At 44.6% G+C, this 18,398-nt stretch carries 18 protein-coding genes, 1 tRNA gene and 1 riboswitch; of the genes, 8 read left to right on the forward strand and 11 right to left on the reverse strand.

Annotated elements, in window-relative coordinates; all coding sequences use genetic code 11:
- Positions 1 to 231: 231 nt before the first annotated feature.
- The 3 genes from Q0241_RS03845 to Q0241_RS03855 are packed head-to-tail and all read right to left on the reverse strand — an operon-like array spanning position 232 to position 2,845.
- Complete coding sequence (locus Q0241_RS03845) at positions 232 to 861, reverse strand: TadE/TadG family type IV pilus assembly protein (protein ID WP_299373405.1); 630 nt, start codon at positions 859 to 861, stop codon at positions 232 to 234.
- Complete coding sequence (locus tag Q0241_RS03850; RefSeq protein WP_299373408.1) at positions 861 to 1,466, reverse strand: TadE/TadG family type IV pilus assembly protein; 606 nt, start codon at positions 1,464 to 1,466, stop codon at positions 861 to 863. Before Q0241_RS03850 ends, Q0241_RS03845 begins: the two co-directional genes overlap by 1 nt.
- The gene (locus Q0241_RS03855) at positions 1,463 to 2,845 is read right to left on the reverse strand and encodes a pilus assembly protein TadG-related protein (RefSeq protein WP_299373411.1); all 1,383 of its coding nucleotides are present in this window, start codon (positions 2,843 to 2,845) and stop codon (positions 1,463 to 1,465) included. Before Q0241_RS03855 ends, Q0241_RS03850 begins: the two co-directional genes overlap by 4 nt.
- A 354-nt stretch (positions 2,846 to 3,199) precedes the next feature.
- Between Q0241_RS03855 and Q0241_RS03860 the strand changes: the two genes are divergently transcribed.
- Positions 3,200 to 3,913 carry a sulfite exporter TauE/SafE family protein gene (locus tag Q0241_RS03860; protein ID WP_299373413.1) on the forward strand — a complete coding sequence of 238 codons (714 nt, stop codon included), beginning with the start codon at positions 3,200 to 3,202 and terminating at the stop codon, positions 3,911 to 3,913.
- A gap of 53 nt (positions 3,914 to 3,966) precedes the next feature.
- Here the strand turns inward: Q0241_RS03860 and Q0241_RS03865 are convergent.
- Positions 3,967 to 4,041 (reverse strand) — tRNA-Val (locus tag Q0241_RS03865).
- Between the two features lie 99 nt (positions 4,042 to 4,140).
- Positions 4,141 to 4,497, reverse strand: a complete 357-nt coding sequence (locus Q0241_RS03870) for a response regulator (protein ID WP_299373416.1) — start codon at positions 4,495 to 4,497, stop codon at positions 4,141 to 4,143.
- A gap of 186 nt (positions 4,498 to 4,683) precedes the next feature.
- On the opposite strand from Q0241_RS03870, the gene Q0241_RS03875 reads away from it, so the two are divergent.
- The 5 genes from Q0241_RS03875 to Q0241_RS03895 all read left to right on the forward strand — a co-directional run bounded on the left by Q0241_RS03875 (position 4,684) and on the right by Q0241_RS03895 (position 9,332).
- Positions 4,684 to 5,631, forward strand: a complete 948-nt coding sequence (locus tag Q0241_RS03875) for an N-formylglutamate amidohydrolase (RefSeq protein ID WP_299373419.1) — start codon at positions 4,684 to 4,686, stop codon at positions 5,629 to 5,631.
- 390 nt (positions 5,632 to 6,021) lie between these two features.
- Positions 6,022 to 6,195 carry a hypothetical protein gene (locus tag Q0241_RS03880; RefSeq protein ID WP_299373423.1) on the forward strand — a complete coding sequence of 58 codons (174 nt, stop codon included), beginning with the start codon at positions 6,022 to 6,024 and terminating at the stop codon, positions 6,193 to 6,195.
- Positions 6,196 to 6,273: 78 nt separating this feature from the next.
- Positions 6,274 to 7,170, forward strand: a complete 897-nt coding sequence (locus Q0241_RS03885) for a transglycosylase SLT domain-containing protein (RefSeq protein WP_299373426.1) — start codon at positions 6,274 to 6,276, stop codon at positions 7,168 to 7,170.
- A 74-nt stretch (positions 7,171 to 7,244) separates the two neighbouring features.
- Positions 7,245 to 7,445, forward strand: a riboswitch (cobalamin riboswitch).
- Between the two features lie 35 nt (positions 7,446 to 7,480).
- Positions 7,481 to 7,825, forward strand: a complete 345-nt coding sequence (locus Q0241_RS03890) for a hypothetical protein (RefSeq protein ID WP_299373429.1) — start codon at positions 7,481 to 7,483, stop codon at positions 7,823 to 7,825.
- A 154-nt stretch (positions 7,826 to 7,979) separates the two neighbouring features.
- A complete protein-coding gene (locus Q0241_RS03895; RefSeq protein WP_299373432.1) occupies positions 7,980 to 9,332 on the forward strand; it encodes an MATE family efflux transporter in 1,353 nt (450 codons plus the stop codon).
- Between the two features lie 31 nt (positions 9,333 to 9,363).
- Here Q0241_RS03895 and Q0241_RS03900 read toward each other — a convergent pair whose 3' ends face one another.
- The 3 genes from Q0241_RS03900 to Q0241_RS03910 form a co-directional block, all read right to left on the reverse strand.
- Positions 9,364 to 10,941, reverse strand: a complete 1,578-nt coding sequence (locus tag Q0241_RS03900; RefSeq protein ID WP_299373435.1) for a HAMP domain-containing sensor histidine kinase — start codon at positions 10,939 to 10,941, stop codon at positions 9,364 to 9,366.
- A gap of 19 nt (positions 10,942 to 10,960) precedes the next feature.
- Positions 10,961 to 11,743: a response regulator transcription factor gene (locus Q0241_RS03905; RefSeq protein ID WP_299373438.1), complete on the reverse strand. Its 783-nt coding sequence runs from the start codon at positions 11,741 to 11,743 to the stop codon at positions 10,961 to 10,963.
- Between the two features lie 92 nt (positions 11,744 to 11,835).
- Positions 11,836 to 12,411 carry a hypothetical protein gene (locus Q0241_RS03910; RefSeq protein WP_299373441.1) on the reverse strand — a complete coding sequence of 192 codons (576 nt, stop codon included), beginning with the start codon at positions 12,409 to 12,411 and terminating at the stop codon, positions 11,836 to 11,838.
- A 664-nt stretch (positions 12,412 to 13,075) separates the two neighbouring features.
- On the opposite strand from Q0241_RS03910, the gene Q0241_RS03915 reads away from it, so the two are divergent.
- Positions 13,076 to 14,203 (forward strand): glycosyltransferase family 4 protein, encoded by a 1,128-nt coding sequence (locus tag Q0241_RS03915; protein ID WP_299373444.1) that lies wholly within the window; start codon positions 13,076 to 13,078, stop codon positions 14,201 to 14,203.
- A gap of 10 nt (positions 14,204 to 14,213) precedes the next feature.
- Positions 14,214 to 15,497, forward strand: a complete 1,284-nt coding sequence (locus tag Q0241_RS03920; protein ID WP_299373447.1) for a 3-deoxy-D-manno-octulosonic acid transferase — start codon at positions 14,214 to 14,216, stop codon at positions 15,495 to 15,497.
- A 29-nt stretch (positions 15,498 to 15,526) separates the two neighbouring features.
- Here the strand turns inward: Q0241_RS03920 and Q0241_RS03925 are convergent, their stop codons facing one another.
- The 3 genes from Q0241_RS03925 to dusA all read right to left on the reverse strand — a co-directional run bounded on the left by Q0241_RS03925 (position 15,527) and on the right by dusA (position 18,032).
- On the reverse strand, positions 15,527 to 16,438 hold the full coding sequence (locus Q0241_RS03925) for a polysaccharide deacetylase family protein (RefSeq protein ID WP_299373450.1): 912 nt from the start codon (positions 16,436 to 16,438) through the stop codon (positions 15,527 to 15,529).
- 76 nt (positions 16,439 to 16,514) lie between these two features.
- Positions 16,515 to 16,967, reverse strand: coding sequence for an OmpA family protein (locus tag Q0241_RS03930; RefSeq protein WP_299373453.1), 453 nt, complete (start codon positions 16,965 to 16,967; stop codon positions 16,515 to 16,517).
- A gap of 66 nt (positions 16,968 to 17,033) precedes the next feature.
- Positions 17,034 to 18,032, reverse strand: a complete 999-nt coding sequence (gene dusA, locus Q0241_RS03935) for a tRNA dihydrouridine(20/20a) synthase DusA (RefSeq protein WP_299373455.1) — start codon at positions 18,030 to 18,032, stop codon at positions 17,034 to 17,036.
- Between the last annotated feature and the right edge of the window lie 366 nt (positions 18,033 to 18,398).

Below are 18,398 nucleotides of genomic sequence, written 5' to 3' on the forward strand. Positions count from 1 at the left end.
CTGTGTATCAGCTGATTTTGCCATCTAAGCAGCGCTCCTCATGCCCAGAAGACTAACGTACTTATACTTTATCCACAAACGCGAACACCCTCATCTCTTATTTAACCACCGTATTCGTGGCCGCCCCCAAAGATGTTTTTTTGGCGTGATTAGCTCACGCATCGTTCTTTTATATGAAATTCATTATTACAATAAATATTTATGTAAATCATTAATAACAATATTTCTGGATTATGGGCAACCGTCTGTTTGACCAGGGTCACGTTGAATTGATATCAAAGCTGATATCCGAGGTGTATGAATAGCAGTTCGCGTTATCTGAGTACTGTCTACGATATTATCGAAAATCAACGGTTCATAATCATAAAAAACTTCTGCAATGATAATGTTGTCTAATGGATCAACAACCAGCCCGTTCGGTACTGTTGCTGTTGTCCCGGCAAGCCCCACAGAACCAGAGACGGCCAAGCTTCCTGCTCCACACTGTTTCCAATTCACCTCGGGTGGGTTTGCCCCCGTCCCACTGACAGAGGAAACGATAATGATCCCGTTTGCCCCCAAATCAAATGGATGGATGATATAGTCTGCGGCAGTAAAAATTACATCCATCTCAGTCGCAGACATATTTCTGGACTGCGTCACCAAATCACTGATTTCCGCAGTAAGCCTCAGTACTTTATGCTGTATCCAGATATAACGGCTCATTTCAATGGCGCCGGATAAAATCAACAATAAAATGGGGAGGATAAGGGCGAGCTCAACAAGCGCGACCCCCCCGTCACATTTTTTGAAGCGCCGGAAGAATCTGAAGCATCGAAAAAAAACGCAACGACTATTCAGTAACGCTGATCCTAAGGACATCAACACGATGCACCTCCGCCATAGGGCTCGTTTCTGACCGCTACGCTTGCACGTAATTTAACCTTGCCGTTTTCACCAATTAAATTAGCGACATACCCCGTAATCAATTGAGTTTCATGAACAACAGTGTAGAGAACAACCTCTGACCCGTTTCCTGCGCCGTCAAACCCAGCATCTGAATCCCAAGCCCCATTACAATTCAAATCAGTAAAAGTTTCTCCACCATCATAAGCATTATTACCATTGGCATCCACATAAGGTTCCGGGTCACCAATCGCATCAAAATCTTCATAAACTAGGGTTGTGAGCTCGTCCGCTTTCACCTGAACAAAACCAGCGCCATGAATGTTGATAGTTTCAAGTATCTTTTCTTCTTTGGTCACGCCAGGTTCTAAATTACCAGTAACGCCGTATCGTGCCGCTTCTCGTAATCCGCCCTCTAACAGGATTGTTGCAAAATACACCCCTCCCAGATCAAAGACGCCCAGAACAAGCGTCAGGAAAATGGGCAACCCAAGGGCATATTCCAAAGCAACCGCGCCCTTGTCACACTTCCTGAATTTTTTGAAGCGGCATTTCCCAAAAAGAGATCGAATAAGAGTCATTTTGATATTCTGAGTTCAGATAATTCAGTGCCAATTTTTTCAAAAGCTTTTTCCAGCTCAGCGGCACTATCAGCCTTGAAATAATAGGGTGCGGTTGTGGCACTCGCGACACTTTTCATCAGGTTCGTTTCAACGTGGTACTCGACCACATATATATCAACACCTGTTGCCTTTATCTGCGCAGCAACGGCTGACAATCGGTCATTCATCTCGGATACATTAAGATCCCCCTTGTATGCATCGCGGTATGAACTGGTATTCAGGCCATCTGTCATAATCACAATTGCACGACGAAGATTACTTTTCGTACTTGCCTGGTTATAAGGCTCTCCCGGCATCAAGGCACGCCAAGCCCAAACCAAACCTTGAGCAATTGTCGTTGTACCAGTGGGGCTCGACAGTTCACGAATAGCATCGATTGCATGGCTTTTTGTTCCAGATAGCTTTGAAATACCCCACGCAGGACAGCGGACAGTATACAAGGAGCCATTACTGGGGTTCACCACCCTACGGGGCATTGGTTCCCAAGCTTCCCAGGTCACCCCCCCAACATCAGCATCATATAAAAGGTGATCAGCATCATCGTCATTGCTGTTATCTGTATAGCGGGCATAGGCACAACCACGCCAGTCACTATCAGGCTCTGAGATAAATGGAACGGGAGAGTTATTGGTATACCAGTACCCACCCGTAAATGTGTTCAAAGCAGAATCGTAGCTCACACCACGTTCTGCTACATTCACAGCAGCAGACCAAGGCACCAATCCAACCTGGAGGTTCTCGCTCTCGGTCTCATTGCCAAATAACTTGTTAACAAGGATTTCAGCGGCATCCTTAGCCGAGCTCAACCGAGTACCAGACCCGTCGGAACTTCCCATTGATCCTGTCGTGTCAATGGAAACCACCACATCCAAAGGCGTAATAAGCCGCGTGACCTCTGAACTGGCGGCCACGGACATTGTCTCTTCACCCAGAACACTCATTAATGTTGTATTCAGAACAGCAGATGCTGAGACCGTCACTTTGGTGCCATTGTCACTGATGATAGGTGTCGCCAGCGTAATATCAACATTCATAAAATCACTTGGGAAGTTGGCATCAAAGTACTTGGTAAATTCAGCCTGTAGCTTAACTACGTTGTCTGCGTAGGGTGCCGCCGCCAATGCTGACGCATCCAGAGCTTGGCTTAAACGCGCTTTGACCACATAACCGCGCCCGACATCCACCCCCAAACCAACCATGGCAATGAGTGGCACAACAACCACACCAAAATTTACAAATATAGACCCCTTTTCACAGGCATAGCATGCACCCGCCACCTGCTTGATGCGCAGAGCAAGGTTCACAAGTCTTGTTATTGGCGCTGAAAAAGATGTCATTACTAGCTCACCCTAATGATTTGAGCCCCGTGCGATTACCTGCACCTCTTTTGATGCCATCGCTCGTTCCACTAAAATTCAATTAGCTCACCATGCACTTCTACCAAGTCACAATTAAAAAAAGATTAACGCTAACCCATTATAAAAAAACAATAATTTAGGTAAAATTTGAGATTTATTTCTACGTAAAAATAAACTCAGTAATAACAAGCCTCTATCGAACAAAAGCAACTTTTTTGAAATTACACTTCAACGATAATTATTTTTAGCCTGTGTAGTACAACACGAAATATCCGATGCATTTCCAAGCACATTCCCCTAATAAGGTAAGAGAAACAAACAACGACTTCTCTGATGGAACTTTATCTCTTTCTTATCAGCGCCCTTGCTGGCTCTTTAGTATCAGCCGTCTTTGGGCTAGGAAGCGGCTTCATTGTCCTTTCCATCGGCTCACTATTTATTCCCATCAAAGATTGCATTGCCCTGACAACGATCCTATTCATGGCGTCGACCTTCACAAAAACAATCCTGTACCGTCAGCATATAAACTGGCGGCTTTCAGCAACTATAGCTATCGGAAGCATTCCCTTTTCCTGGCTAGGAGCAGAGACGCTCGCTTCTATTGATCCGGAACCATTGCGGCCTCTTCTCGCTGGGTTTATCATCCTAAGCGTTATTATTAGCGCTCTTGGTCTTAAATTATCCCTTCCACAAAGAACATCTATCGCCCTGATCGTTGCTGCTTTTTATGGATATATCTCAGGATTACTTAGCAGTGGAAATCCCATCAAAGCGTTAGCGCTGGATCGCATGGGATTTGAAAAACAGTCTTTTATCGGTGTTATGGCGGCGACCGCCCTAGGGGTAAACCTTATCAAGCTAATCAGCTATTCCAGTAATAACATTCTGCGACCAGAACATTATCCTATTGGTACAGCCTTGATAATGATCGCCATATTATCAGCTTTGACAGGCAGGAAGCTAATTGGCAAAATTGAAGACCAAAGATATAAACATGGTCTGTCTATTATCCTCGTTTTCTCTGCAATAACTTTGTTATTTAAATAGCTCTATTAAGAAGTAGGCAAAAGAAAACCCCAAGGTTTCCCTTGAGGTTTTCATGGTGGGCGTAACTGGGATTGAACCAGTGACCCCTTCGATGTCAACGAAGTGCTCTCCCGCTGAGCTATACGCCCTATACCCGAAAAATCGTTTGATAAATACGCAATATTCGGTGAGACAGGGAAGTATCAAACTGCCAAATGTTTGACAAGCCCTTTCGCAAAAGTTTTCACTCACAAAACCACTTTATTTACTTCATCAATCAAATCTCTGAGATGAAATGGCTTGGACAAAACAATATCACTTTTGAATGAAGGGTCTTTTTCCTCCATCAAAATTCCAGAAAAACCTGTAATAAACATAATCTTGATCTCTGGCTGATGGTAACGGGCGATTCTAGCTAGCTCCAAGCCCCCTTTTTCCGGCATGACAACATCAGTCAAAACCAAATCAAACCGATGAAAAGATAATGTTTCTTCTGCTTCTTGCCCATTCGAGGCCGAAATTACATTATGCCCCGCCCGCTCCAATGCGCGGCACAGGTAATAACGTAGGTTATCGTCATCTTCTGCAAGAAGAATGTCAGCCATCAGAAACGGTAAATCAATCGAATAAAGTTCAAAAAAATGCTCGACACTTCATTATCATAGCATCAAGAATAGGTATAAGCTTATACATCATTTCACAGCCCACAATCAAAAGAGCGTTATGAGAACGATCCGTCACACGAATAAATCTTCATCCATGTTATTCATTGGACTATTGACGACGATATCATGACCTATGATGTGAATGAAATGGGTGACAAAAATTCGACACCGCAAAACAATAGAATTGCGAATGACGAACAAGGCTCGATCAGAGAAACAGAATCCTATCGTTTGCACCTTCCAAAACAGCATACTTTGCCAGTCGTTTTGTCTTCACCTCACAGCGGGAACCACTATCCGGAAGCTTTTGTAGAAGGCTCTAGGCTGGATATTCATAACCTGCGCCGCTCGGAAGACTCTTTTGTTGACGAACTATTTCAAAACGCCCCTAAACTCGGGGCGCCCTTACTTTGTGCACTTTTCCCGCGTGCTTTCGTAGACGCAAATAGAGAACCCTTTGAACTTGACCCACATATGTTCGAAGATGAGCTACCCAGTTATGTAAATACAAACTCGCCCCGCGTTGCCGTTGGATTGGGAACCATTGCCCGCAACGTCACCAGCGAAACACAAATCTACAAAGACAAACTGACCTTTGCCGAGGCGAAAGAACGTATAGAACGATTTTACTGGCCTTATCATAAGGTACTCCGTCAGCTCGTGGATGCGACAAAGCGCAAATTTGGGTACTGCATTCTGATTGATTGCCATTCCATGCCCAAACTGACAACACAGGCCAATGCAATCAGTTCACGCCCATCATCCGTTCATTTTGTTCTGGGCGATCGCTTCGGCAAAGCCGGATCAAGAATTATCACAAAAACCGTTGAGGATATTCTGGAACAGAATTCATACCGCGTTCTTAATAACAATCCCTACCCCGGTGGGTTCATCACCCAGCATTATGGCGAACCTGCTCTGGGTATTAATTGTCTTCAAATAGAGATATCCCGCACTCTCTACATGGACGAAGAGAAGATTGAACGCAGGCAAGAATTTGATGATATCGCCTCATTAATGGACGATCTCATTATTGCTGTCGGCTCCATCAAACAAAACGACCTCGATTATTAGAACAGGTTGATTTTCTATTACCCAAACGCTGAAGATGATCACCTTTCACACTGCTATTCTTCAAAAGCAGCTTAGGGCGAGACCTGTAGAGGTAGAAATGTTTAGGTAAATATTGCCGCTTTACACCTTGTGCATGGTTAAGCGCTTATTAATAAAAAATCTTCTTCCCCAAAGAGAACTGACTTTTCGTTCTACGCCCCAAAGCCCCACATCCGGGCAAACCACTGTTATCAAACAAATAACTCTAATCACATGCCAAATGCCTTCATAGAAAACGGACCATTCCTAACTTCCAGACTACGAACCAGATTCAAATCCAATTTGCCAGAACATAACTGGCCTCAAAATTGCTTATTATAATTTCAAGAGTAATGAAAATTGGAGGAGAAAATGTTCGATCATGAGAGACGTCAGGACTTTCTAATTCGCAAGAACCAAGAGCCCGTTAAAATTTTGGCCCTGAAAGAAGAGAATGTCGGTAAATTCATCAATCGCATAACACGTAAATTCCCCAATGAACGTTGGGAAATTCTACCGAGAATGCTGCCCATTCAAACTGACTAAAAACGAACCTGGCGAGAATTGCATAACGCAAACTATCGCCAGACAAATTGAATAAAACAAGGAAAGGAGCAAAAGATCATGCCAAGTAATCCGCTATACTATCTAGCCTTGGCTATTGGTATCCTTCTATCAACCAACGCTTTTGCTCAATCCTTGAGTGCGAAAAACAATAGCGATATTTGTGCCGATATCATTACAGAAACAGAGATCGAAAAAAGAATTCCCCTACATTTGTTACGTGCTATTTCTTTGGTTGAATCGGGCAAATGGGACAAGAAAAAAGGTAGCCGAGTGGCATGGCCCTGGACTGTTATGGCTGAAGGGAAAGGCCGATATCTTCCTACCAAACAAGCCGCGATTGCTGAGGTGAAAAAACTCAAGGCTAAAGGCGTCAAGAATATCGACGTCGGCTGCATGCAGGTTAATTTGTACCACCATGCCAAAGCTTTCAAATCATTGGAGGCGGCTTTCGATCCCCCCACAAACATTGCCTACGCGGCCAAGTTTCTTGTTGAACTGCGCGGAAAATCCCCGTCATGGACATCAGCTGTTGGCAGGTATCATTCTTACAACCAGAAATACAGCACACCTTATCGCCGCAAGGTATTAACCGCCTGGCGCGACGAAAAACACCGTATAAATAAAGAACTTCGCCTCGCATCTCTTGAAAAACGAGCTCAAGAAAAGATTGCTCGACAACAAAAGAAAAATACTCAAACCGAAAAAAATCACGCTAGAAATCCTGGCGGCGTTGAAGTGTCCCATTTGAAGCCAACAGGATCGACGCCGACACTCGGCGGTAACCTTCCCAAAACGAGTTCGCGTAAAAAGACAACCTCGGCAGCACCCTCATCAGAAAAGCTTGCCCTAACAGAAAATGTGGAAAGTGCTTCGCAAAAACCCGTTACAACAAAAATAATCGGGCGCTCAATAGCCACGAGGATTCTTTTTAAAAAATTTGAAACCAATTCATAGAAATCCTGCCAAACTTAATGGCGACAGGAACACCAAATTCAATCAATTGACATACCCCATTCCAGTAAAGTAGCTTTACTTTAAATCGCGAGGTTCCCCCTATGGGATGAAAAGGGAATTTGGTGAAGTCTGTAAGACTGACTCCAAAGCTGCCCCCGCAACTGTAAGTGATGAGATATTATCTTATGACCCACTGGCCTACATAAGGCTGGGAAGGACGGATAGATATCGTTGATCCACGAGCCAGGAGACCTGCCATCGCATTTATCAACCATTAACCCGGGCGGGGTGCACCGGAGGAGAAAATGCAATGACGAGTCACGCCTCTACACTATCTTTCACTTCTGCGACAGTTCCTTCTAATTCTACAAATGATCCTAAATCTATCATTCATCAGATGCTTATGATGGATGAAGAAACCAGCACGCCACCCGAAGACATTATTCTCGCTTGGGTTTTGAGTCTCCCAAATGAGATCGACCCTGCTTTAGCAGCTATCCAGTTATTGTCGCAGTATGAAGACATTGTTGACCAGACAAACAACAGCTCTGTAAAAACTATTATGTTTCTGAAGCAAACAGCTGAGTTTCCAAGATCACGGCTGGCAGCAACCACACGCCGGGGATCAAAATACCGGCGCAGATTACATTCCTGATTGTCTAAAATTTGTCTGGGAAACCCGCCATTCAAATACTCATATTTGAATGCGCTAATTTGTCTTGGCCTAAAATAAAAGTACGATAACGATAGAGCATGGGATATAAGTCAATTCCTTTATCCCGTTCTCTCCACATCAAAGTACTGAACTCTTGACCAAGCTGCCTTCCCATTACACACACATTCTGGCCTTAGCAGTTCCGCTAATTCTATCAAATTTGACAGTCCCCCTACTGGGTGCTGTCGACACCGCTGTTATGGGACATTTGCCTGACCCTGCCTATATCGGCGGCGTGGCCGTAGGGGGAACAATTTTCAGCTTTCTCTTTTGGGGATTTGGCTTTTTGAAAATGGGGACGGTCGGTTTTACATCTCAGGCTTTTGGGGCTCAAAACTTCCCGGAGCAGCAGGCGGCCTTTCTGCGCCCCATACTCCTTGCATTATTATTTGGGCTCCTCCTCATCGCCTTGCAAACACCTCTGTTACAATTGTGCATCACGTTGATCGATGGCAGTGAAGAGGTTCAGAACCTAGCCTTTCAATACAGCACCATACGGATATGGAGTGCGCCTATTGCCCTGTCTAACTACGTCATTATTGGCTGGCTTATTGGTAAGGGGGAGCCAAAATTAACATTTATCCTTCAAGTCATAATAAATTCTGTGAACATTCTGTTGGATTTGTTTTTTGTCGTACAACTTGACTGGGGGGTAGAGGGTGTCGCGCTAGCAACAGTGATCGCAGAAGGTGTCGGCTTTACAATAGGTTTGTGGATCATTCTACAGAAGTCCAATTTCTTCACCTACAAAATTGACTGGCAGAATGTTTGGCTTCGTTCTCATATTTTTGCCTTGTTCACCGTAAACCGGGATATCTTTATTCGTACGCTATGTCTTATATTTGCGTTTGCATATTTCACAAAATTAGGCGCAGGCATGGGGGATGAGATCCTCGCGGCCAATGCCGTGTTAATGCAGTTCCTCTATTTTTCAGCATATGGCTTAGATGGCTTCGCCCATGCCGCTGAAATCACAACCGGGCACGCAAAAGGGCGAAACGATAACATTGAATTCAGAAACGCAGTTAAGGCCAGCAGCGCCATGGCTTTCCTGACATCCATTCTATTCGTTATCACCTTTTATCTGTTTGGGCCGTTAATTGTCGGTTTATTCACCGACATATCAAGCGTCAGATCAACCGCCACAGAGTTCATTTACTGGCCCATACTTATGCCACTGATAAGCGTGGCAGGATTTCAGTTTGACGGCATATTTATCGGAACAACACGAACGGTTGCTTTACGGAATGCCATGATACAATCACTGCTCATCTTTCTGATCAGTGCATGGTTTCTAGTACCTATGTGGGGAAATCACGGATTATGGTTGTCGATGATGCTGTATATGGCAACGCGCGGGTTAACCTTATTCAGATATTACCCAGCCCTTGCAAATTCCATTGGGGCAACGTCTGGTGAGGCAAAATCCATAGAGCAAGCGACTTAGTAGCCGCAATATTTGTTCCGAAGATGCTTTATTACTCACCGCTTTGCGGAAGAGAAACAATAATAGAGAGACCGCCATCCTGGCGATTTTCGGCCCTGACATAACCGCCAATCGCTTCAACGTTTCTACGGACGATCCAAAGACCGATCCCCATGTGATGAGAGGAACTTCCTCCCTTAATCTGCTCTGTATCACTGTTAGAATCATGACCTGTTTTTTTCGGTCGATAAGAAACATATCTCTCAAAAATACGCTCAATCTCACTTTCAGGTACGCCCGGCCCACGATCTCGCACAGCCAGTTCAGCCGTTTTCTTGCCGTTGATCAAATCAACTGTGACCGTCGTACCCCGAGGGGAAACCTCAAGAGCATTATCGATGATATTCTCAAGGATGGTTTCCAGCATATCTTCGCCGGCAAGCACCGAAATTTCATGATCTATTGAGCTTTGCAGGATAACCCCTTGCTGAGAGAAGCTCACATTATAAGCCTCAAGCATCCGCAGAAGAAGTGCAGAAAGATCAATGTTTTCTCTGGGCGGATTCAGGAGTTCAGCAGACGTATGTTCAAGATGTCGCGCAGTGGAAACCAGGTTTTCCAGGCGATCCAGAGCTTCTTCAACAACCTGCAGGGCACGGCGTCCTCTTTTGTTTTCTATTTCTACCGTCTTATTCAAGGGCTCAAGCGCTTGTCTGATAATCGCCAATGGTGTCTTAAAAGCATGTGCATTGTCTTCGGCCGCACGTCGGATAGAATCAGATGACTCGCGCAAAGTATGGGTCATCCGATCGAATTCATGTGCAACAGGTTCCAGTTCAGGTACCTTGTTGCTCATCATAAAGCTGCTTTTATCGACACTACCTTCGCGGATTCCACGAGCAAGATCTCTAAAGCGCATCAAATCACGCCAAACGGTAAAAACAAGAATGGTAAGAATAAGCGCCATACCTAAATAAATTGCGGCTGCAATCTGAACTTCCAGTGTCTTCCAATAAGGTTGTCCAATGGAAGAGCCCAGAAAAACCTCTGCCGATTGCGTCGCGATAACCGCCCAACATCCGGCATCGGTCCTAATCGCTGTCATAGAGGTCAATAGTTCTTCGATACCACTGGGCCGTAGGTGCCTTATCGCCATTGGCCGTTCGATCAAACAGCTGGCCGTCAAATTATCAAAGACACCCTGAGCAACCAGCGTTTCACGCTCTTTACGCAATTCATCGGCCGAAAGGCGTGGTTCCGAAGCAACAAAAAAGACCCCTTGCACGCCCTCTTCCCCAGCAGGACGGAACAAAACTTTTATGCCATTTCCCTTGGTTGCGATACGTTCGATTTCTTCTGGTAAATCCAACAAAATCGAAGGGTTGGCGCTTTCCAGCATAGGCCGTAAACTCTCGGCCATAAGTCGCCCTTGTTCACGCACTGCGGTCAGAACGATATTTTGGCGGTCAAGATCTGCCTGCCGAAACTCTTGATACAGTAAGGCCGGAACAGCAAAAAACACCAGAAGCATGATAACGAATTTTGCGAACAGGGAATGTGCCGCGCGGCTCACCCCAGACCGACGTACCTTCTGTTCGCTTTCGTTTATAATCACGCCTTGGTGCTTCACGATTTAACCTTCGAACCAGTTAAGCCGTACCTGACGGACCATCATTCCGCCAGCGATAACCAAAACCGGGATAGTTTTCAATGTGCTCAAAGCTATCATCTATTTCCCGGAATTTTTTACGTATGCGCTTAATAAAGGAACGGACATTAGCCTTGTAGCCATCGGTACCGTACCCCGCGACAAAATCTTTACCATGCACCAGATCGTATATCTGACGATAACTTACGTCGTTACCAATTCCCGTTGCCAAGAAACAAACAATCGCAAATTCAGTTAGCGTCAGGTCCAGCTGTTCACCTTTCCAATAGGCCCGCATGATGTCTTCGCGAATTTCTAGATCACCGATACGCGAGGATAGCGGGTTCCCGGAATCCTTTCCTTCTTCCTGAGAGGATGAACTCCCCTTTGTGCCTTCGGCAATTAATCGCAAACGCTGTAAAATGATCGGCAAGCGTCTGGATTTATCGATAAAATCAACCGCGCCCCAACGAAGTGCTGCTTCTTCATAGATTTCATCACTTAACATCGTGAGGAAAATAACCGGATTATTCATTCTTGCTTCGCGCAAACGCCTCAAAACGGCGAGACCATCCAACCCAGGCATACGCCAGTCCAAAAGAATGGGATCAAGTGACGGTTCATTTAGCAAGTAACTCAGAACATCAGCACCGTTATCGAAGTCAATGACATTAAATCCCTCTTCAGATAGGTTTAGTCCCAATGATTCCCGGAAAAGATCGTCGTCATCAACCAAAATAACGCGCGGACTTGCTGTCTCAACTATTGTCGTCGCTGCCATCATTTTTATCTCCTGCCTTCACTTCCATTACTTTTGAGTGTGTCACACACATCATAAATTCATTAAGTAAATTTCTCTGCTGATATCAATCTGCCTTATGAATCAGGCACCAAATTGTCAGCCCCATCTTTTTTTAATGATCTGGTTTCTTCCATTATCTTCTGAAAACAAGCCTGAACGACAGCATGATCTTCTTCGCTAATTGTACCCGGCTTCAAAGGGGACTTGCTACCAGCCGATTTTTCATCATCGGCTTTGAGCGACGTAACCTTTGATACCCCATCACCATTAAGACCGCTTTCATAGGCCAGAACTCTGTAATCACCAGCCTGGTCCAGTTTCGGATAGAAAAAAATCTGTAAACTACAGCTCTCAATATCATATCCCCAAACACGTGCCGGATAGACGTCCCTTATCCATACGGGTTGTCCCAATTTTTCACGAACCTGAATAAAAGACATGCCAAGTAGAACGCTAATTTCCGGTGTAACCAATAATGATTTGTCAGAGAGATCTCTATCTGTTTGCAATGCCAACAGGTCTTCTGAAGGCACTGGTCTATCCGGTATTTTTTCCGGCTTCCAGTTTGGCTTCGGCACTTCTAGCTCTGCAACCACCTGCGGTTCGTGCCTTTTATTGCCGCGCGCAGCAATCTGAGGTTCTGCAGGCATCTGTGTATCGCTCGCAGTATTTTTGTTTGCAAAGAACCCGTCTTTACCTGGAAAATTACTGCATCCAGCCAAAAAAAGCGCTGTTACAAAGAAAAATGGATAACGAAGCGAACCTCCGATCCTGTACATTCCTAGATGACATCCCAACATAATTGTCTCGTAGCGCGAACGCTGCCTATCCCTTATCGACACAAACCCTGCAAGGCTTGTGTTTATTTTGTGGTCAACGCCTAGACAATGCCATAATTAACAAAGCCTAAACAATAAAAGTTGCCCGAAAACAAAGTTACCAACGCTCCTTGCTCTACGAAATCTGGCAAATTCTTCCGTAAAATATTGGAATACAGTAAGCTGCCAATATAATTTTAAATGGCAAGAACCCGGAAGGCTATCAAAAGACACCCTAACTAAGTAAGTCTTTATAAACCTGCAAAAGTGTCAATTTAAAGGATTCCTCGCCGGACATGACAATTTTTTATAAAAGCCCAAGAAGAAAAGCTTGCAAAATTAGTGCCCTCAACCATTGCACCAATTAAAATAAGTCGGTATGTCAGATACTCAATTTGGGAAATAATTACACTAATCCATTTCCGTACGAGCCCGACAACTATATGATGCCCTAGTCCGGGATCTATTATCTCAGAAATTAATAAGCAGGAACCGAATGAAAATCTGCCAAATTTGCGCTGTCGATTTCTCGCTTTACCACATGCTTCTTCCCCTTATGAAGGGAATGCGAGATGCAGGCCACGAAGTTGTCGGTGTCTGCAGCGATGGCCCATTGGTTGAAAAAATTCGCGCGGAAGGCTTTAGGGTAGAAACCATAGAAATTGAGCGATCGCTCAATTTGCTCTCACACACAAAATCATTCAAAAATCTGACTCGTTTTTTCAAGAACGAAAACTTTGATCTGGTTCACACACACACACCAGTAGCATCCCTCATAGCTCGCTTTGCAGCCCGCGCAGCTGGTGTTCCTCAAATAGCCTATACCGCGCACGGTTTTTATTTTCATGAAAACATGCCAACGATGAAAAAAAATGTCTTCATTGGGCTGGAATGGTTGGCTGGCCGTTTTACCGACACATTGTTTACACAAGCTCAGGAAGATGCAGAAACAGCCAAGAAGCACAAGCTGTGTAAGAATGGAACAATTGTCGCCATCGGCAATGGTATAGATGTAAACAAGTTTTACCCCGCGGCCCCAAAATCATACAGAAAAGCCCTTAGAACAGAACTTGGTGCCAGGGATGAAGAGACTGTTATCCTGATGGTTGGTCGTTTGGTCCGGGAAAAAGGTTATGTTGAACTGATCGAGGCCATGAAAAAAGTCAACGCAACCCTCTGGATTGTCGGTGACCGACTTGAAAGTGATCATGCCAGCGACATTGACGATGCCATAGCTCAGGCCAAATCAGATGAGAAACTAAAAAAACGCATTCGTTTTTTAGGCTACCGGGATGACGTGAACCAAATCATGCGTGCTGCTGATATCTTCACCCTTCCATCCCATCGTGAGGGTATGCCCAGATCGATCATAGAGGCAATGATGACTGGCCTTCCTGTGGTGGCAACAAATATTCGCGGATCCCGAGAAGAAGTTGATGATGGGAAAACCGGCATATTAGTACCAGTAAATGAACCCGCCAAGCTATCGGACGCGCTCTGCAAGCTAGTAAACAGTCCTAAGCTTCGCGAATCAATGGGTTCTGCCAGCCGGGAGCGCGCGCTTGCGCTCTACGACGAGAAGAAGATAATAGAAACCCAGCTTAAGACATTAAACCTGAGTTAGGGCATCGTGCATGACAACACTCCGCACAAAAATAGCTATGGGTTTATATTCTTCTGTTGCGACAGTTATGACACCGCTTGTCAAATATCATCTGACAAAACGCATAACCCGCGGTAAAGAGCATCCGACACGCTACACAGAAAAACTTGGCCACGCCTCTTTGGCGAAACCTAAAGAAAAGTTGATGTGGATACACGGGGCATCGGTTGGAGAGTCTCTGTCGATGTTACCCTTACTCGAAACTTTTCACAAATTACAACCCGATTTGAAATTTCTTGTAACAACAGGAACAGCCACATCTGCGCGACTGATGGAAGAACGGCTTCCAGCATACGCGATGCATCAGTTTGTGCCCCTTGACCTACCGCTTTCTATTGAACGGTTTTTAAAAACCTGGCGTCCGGATATTGCCTTAATTATTGAATCAGAACTATGGCCCAATATGATTTTTCGAACGAAATCTCATGGTATCCCCCTGATTCTTCTTAATGGTAGAATGTCACAAAAATCAGCTAAATCATGGACAAGAGCATCATTTTTTATTCGGGATCTTCTCAAACAATTTGACCTGATTCTGGCTCAATCCTCTACAGACGCACGACGGTTTTCAGAATTAGGAGCTCCCCACGTCAAGAAACAAAGTAACTTAAAGTTTGCAGCAGCCCCTCTGACATACAATCAAGATCATTTTGAAGAGCTATCTTCTTCCATAGGCGCGCGTCCCGTTTGGTTCGCAAGCTCGACACATCGGGGCGAAGAAGCGTTTCTTGCAGAGACCCACGAAAAGCTTAGATCAAAATTCCCCAATCTTCTTTGCATTATTGCCCCTAGGCACCCGGAACGAGGCCTCGAAATTCTCAATGAATTTCAAGGAAAAGACCTGACCGTTAGCCTCAGAAGTGAAGGCACAGACATAACAGAAAATACCTCGATATATCTGGCTGACACTTTGGGTGAACTCGGTCTTTTTTATGCGCTGTCTCCTGTTGTTATTATCGGCGGGTCTCTATTACGTAAAGGCGGACAAAACCTCTTAGAACCTGCGAGGCAAAACTGCGCGATTATCTGTGGACCAGAGATGCAAAATTTTGAAGAAATTTGCAATGAGATGGTTGATAACCATGCCGTCGTCAAGCTATCTGAACCAGAAGATATCACAGAACAACTAGAAACGCTTTTAAGTGATAAGTCTTTCCAACAGAAGCTGGCACAAAAAGCAGCCGCATATGTAAAAGATCGCGGGCAGGAAATTAATGACGTAGCAGGTGAGATCTTAGAGAAGCTTCCGAGCTGATCGATAATCTCACTTAATAGATAAAGCCCTTATGCAATCTGATCCAGTTCACGAGACAGATGTACTAACTCTTCCAACGTCGGTGGCGTCATATACCGCTCAAATATAGGGAGTGCTGTCACAGTATCTTTCTGCACCACTTTATTGACGGCCTGTCTGCTCATCAGTACAGCGGTACAACCTGCTTTCTTTGCAAAGAGAAAAGTACTTTCATCTATATCATTTGCCCCTCCAAAAGGAGCTGCAAATGAAGATGTACAAAAATACTCTCTTTCTCTAAGCCACGTTTGGCACGATCTGATTTCTTCGCATTGTTGTTCTGGCGGTAAAGAAGATAAAACGTAATGAGAAGCGCTGTGGTTTCCATAGCAAACCAGAGCGTCATTTATTAGTTCTGATTCACCAGCGATTACTTTTGTGAGAGAGTTCAACGGCCCGTCCAGCTGCTTCGCAGCAAAAAAAACATCCAACGCCTGATCTACACGCTTACTACTTAATCCTGGCCTTTTACTATCCTTGTAAAATCGTTCTGCTCTTATTTGTTTCGCCCATTCTTCCTTTTCAAAGAAGATCAAAAAATCTTTTTCAAGTTGACGCGACAGAATAAAACGCACCTTATCCCGCCAAAAAATACGGCCACCGACAAGATTACTATTGAGAAAAACCGTGCATGGTAATTTTTCTTCAATCAACCATGGGATCGCTTGGTTAAATAAATCGGCATAGGCATCATCAAAGGTAATTGTTGCTAGGCCACGCCTGTCTTGCGCGTTAACAAAGTCATCTAAAGAAACAATTTCAAACTGATTACGCAGCCACTTTATCTGTCGCCTGAACTCATCTGGACAGACATTATGCAACCTGCTCTCCAGCCCCGTCGGAATACTTTCAAAAACACCGTGATATAAGAGGATGTGACCACCCTGATATTTAGCCGACAATTATTTTTTCCTACTTAGGCGTTCCGAATAAAACGTGACACGATCAAAGCTTCAAGAAAAACAAACGCATTCACCCTCACTCGCTATAAGCAATGACCTCTACCCGACGATCTTCATCTGCTTTATCACCCGTCCCCCACAAAGAAAAACTTCCATAGGCTTCACCGCGGAAAACCGTTTCAATTCTTTTCTTGGGGATGCCTTTTTTTATCAGGTAATTCTTGGCGCTCTGCGCGCGTTTAAGAGAGAGCTTTTTGTTCGCTTCGGGATCGCCCTGTTTATCTGCCTGACCAATTGCACAAATCTTTAGTGAAGGATGACCATCAACAACATCAAAAAGATCATCTATCTTTTTTTGAGCCTCCTTCGAAAGGCCCGATTGACCAACCTCAAAATAAATAATTTTTTTCACTAACGGACTTTGGTCAACAGGTCTTGAACAATCAACTTGGCTAGACAGTGCAGGAGAAAGACTTATCCCCCACATAAACATTCCCAGTGTAAGATACTTAGCAATAGTTTCAGTCACAAAAAGTCCCCTTCCCTTATCAATTTGCCAGAACAATCCTACATCACTGCAAGCCAGAAAACCATATCAAGCAACATCACGGGTCTGTCCCGACAATAAGAAGTCTTCATAAGCCCGTCGAATAACACCTTCATCAGAACCCGGCTTAAATGCATTCTGACTTAAGCTCCGCCGCCAAGCCCGCGCCCCTGGCAACCCATTAAAAAGCCCGAGGACATGTCGCGTTATTGATTTTACAGGCACTCCTTCGGCCACCTGCACGGCAGCATAATCGCAGAGTTCATCGACAATTTCACCACGCTCTTTGATCCTAGTTCCACCATAAAACTTCTGATCGACTTCTGCTAAAATATAAGGATTTTGATAGGCTTCCCGACCAATCATCACGCCATCAACTTTTCCCAAATGGCCCTCAACCTGATCAAGTGTTTGCACACCACCATTAAGGATGATCTCCAGATCCGGGAAGTCTTGTTTAACCCGATACACCACATCATACCTCAAGGGCGGAATTTCCCTGTTTTGTTTCGGGCTCAATCCTTCTAGCCACGCTTTACGTGCATGAACAATCAATGTTTTGCAGCCTGCGTTTTTCACTTTAGATACAAGCGCGTGCAAAAACTCATATGAATCCTGATCATCAATGCCGATACGTGTTTTAACCGTTGCAGATAATCCAGATGCTGCCATGGCAGAAACGCATTCTGCAACCAAATCTGGCTCTGCCATCAAGCAAGCGCCAAATCGCCCTTTCTGGACACGATCACTTGGGCATCCGACATTAAGATTGACCTCATCGTACCCAAATTCTGCCGCTTTCAAAGCGCACGTTTTGATTGCTTCAGGATCACTCCCGCCAAGTTGCAAGGCTACCGGATGTTCTTTTTCATCAAACTGCAAAAACCGTTCAGGATCTTTACCATGGAGCAAGGCACCGGTTGTCACCATTTCCGTATAAAGAACTGTATGTTGCGAAATCATACGCAAAAAAGACCGTTCATGTCGATCGGTCCAGTCCAGCATCGGAGCGACGCATACTTTCCTGTTCAACGTCTTCTTTTCCATCAACTTAGTGTCAGCTCCATCCAGCATATACGACAAATGATACCTAAACAGCATTCCAAAAGGCTTTTTAACAGCTATCGCACAAACATCAAACCATAGTTGGCGGTAAAGCATCTGTGAGGAAAGCACCTGTAAGCCTCAAACAACCAGCACTAAGGCTGAAAATAAAGCCTCCCATTAGTCTCCCCCCTAAATCAGAAAGAACCAATAAAAGACGAATTACTTGACCACACGACCAGACCACTAAGCACCACAAAAATCATTTCCCATACAGTCCAATTGTCAAAATATGACAACTTAAAGACAAATAATCCACACAATAAAGGAAATAACCACTTTTATCTCACTTTTATCTTGTTCAAAATA

The organism is uncultured Kiloniella sp. (genome assembly GCF_937128705.1).
Lineage (GTDB): Bacteria > Pseudomonadota > Alphaproteobacteria > Kiloniellales > Kiloniellaceae > Kiloniella.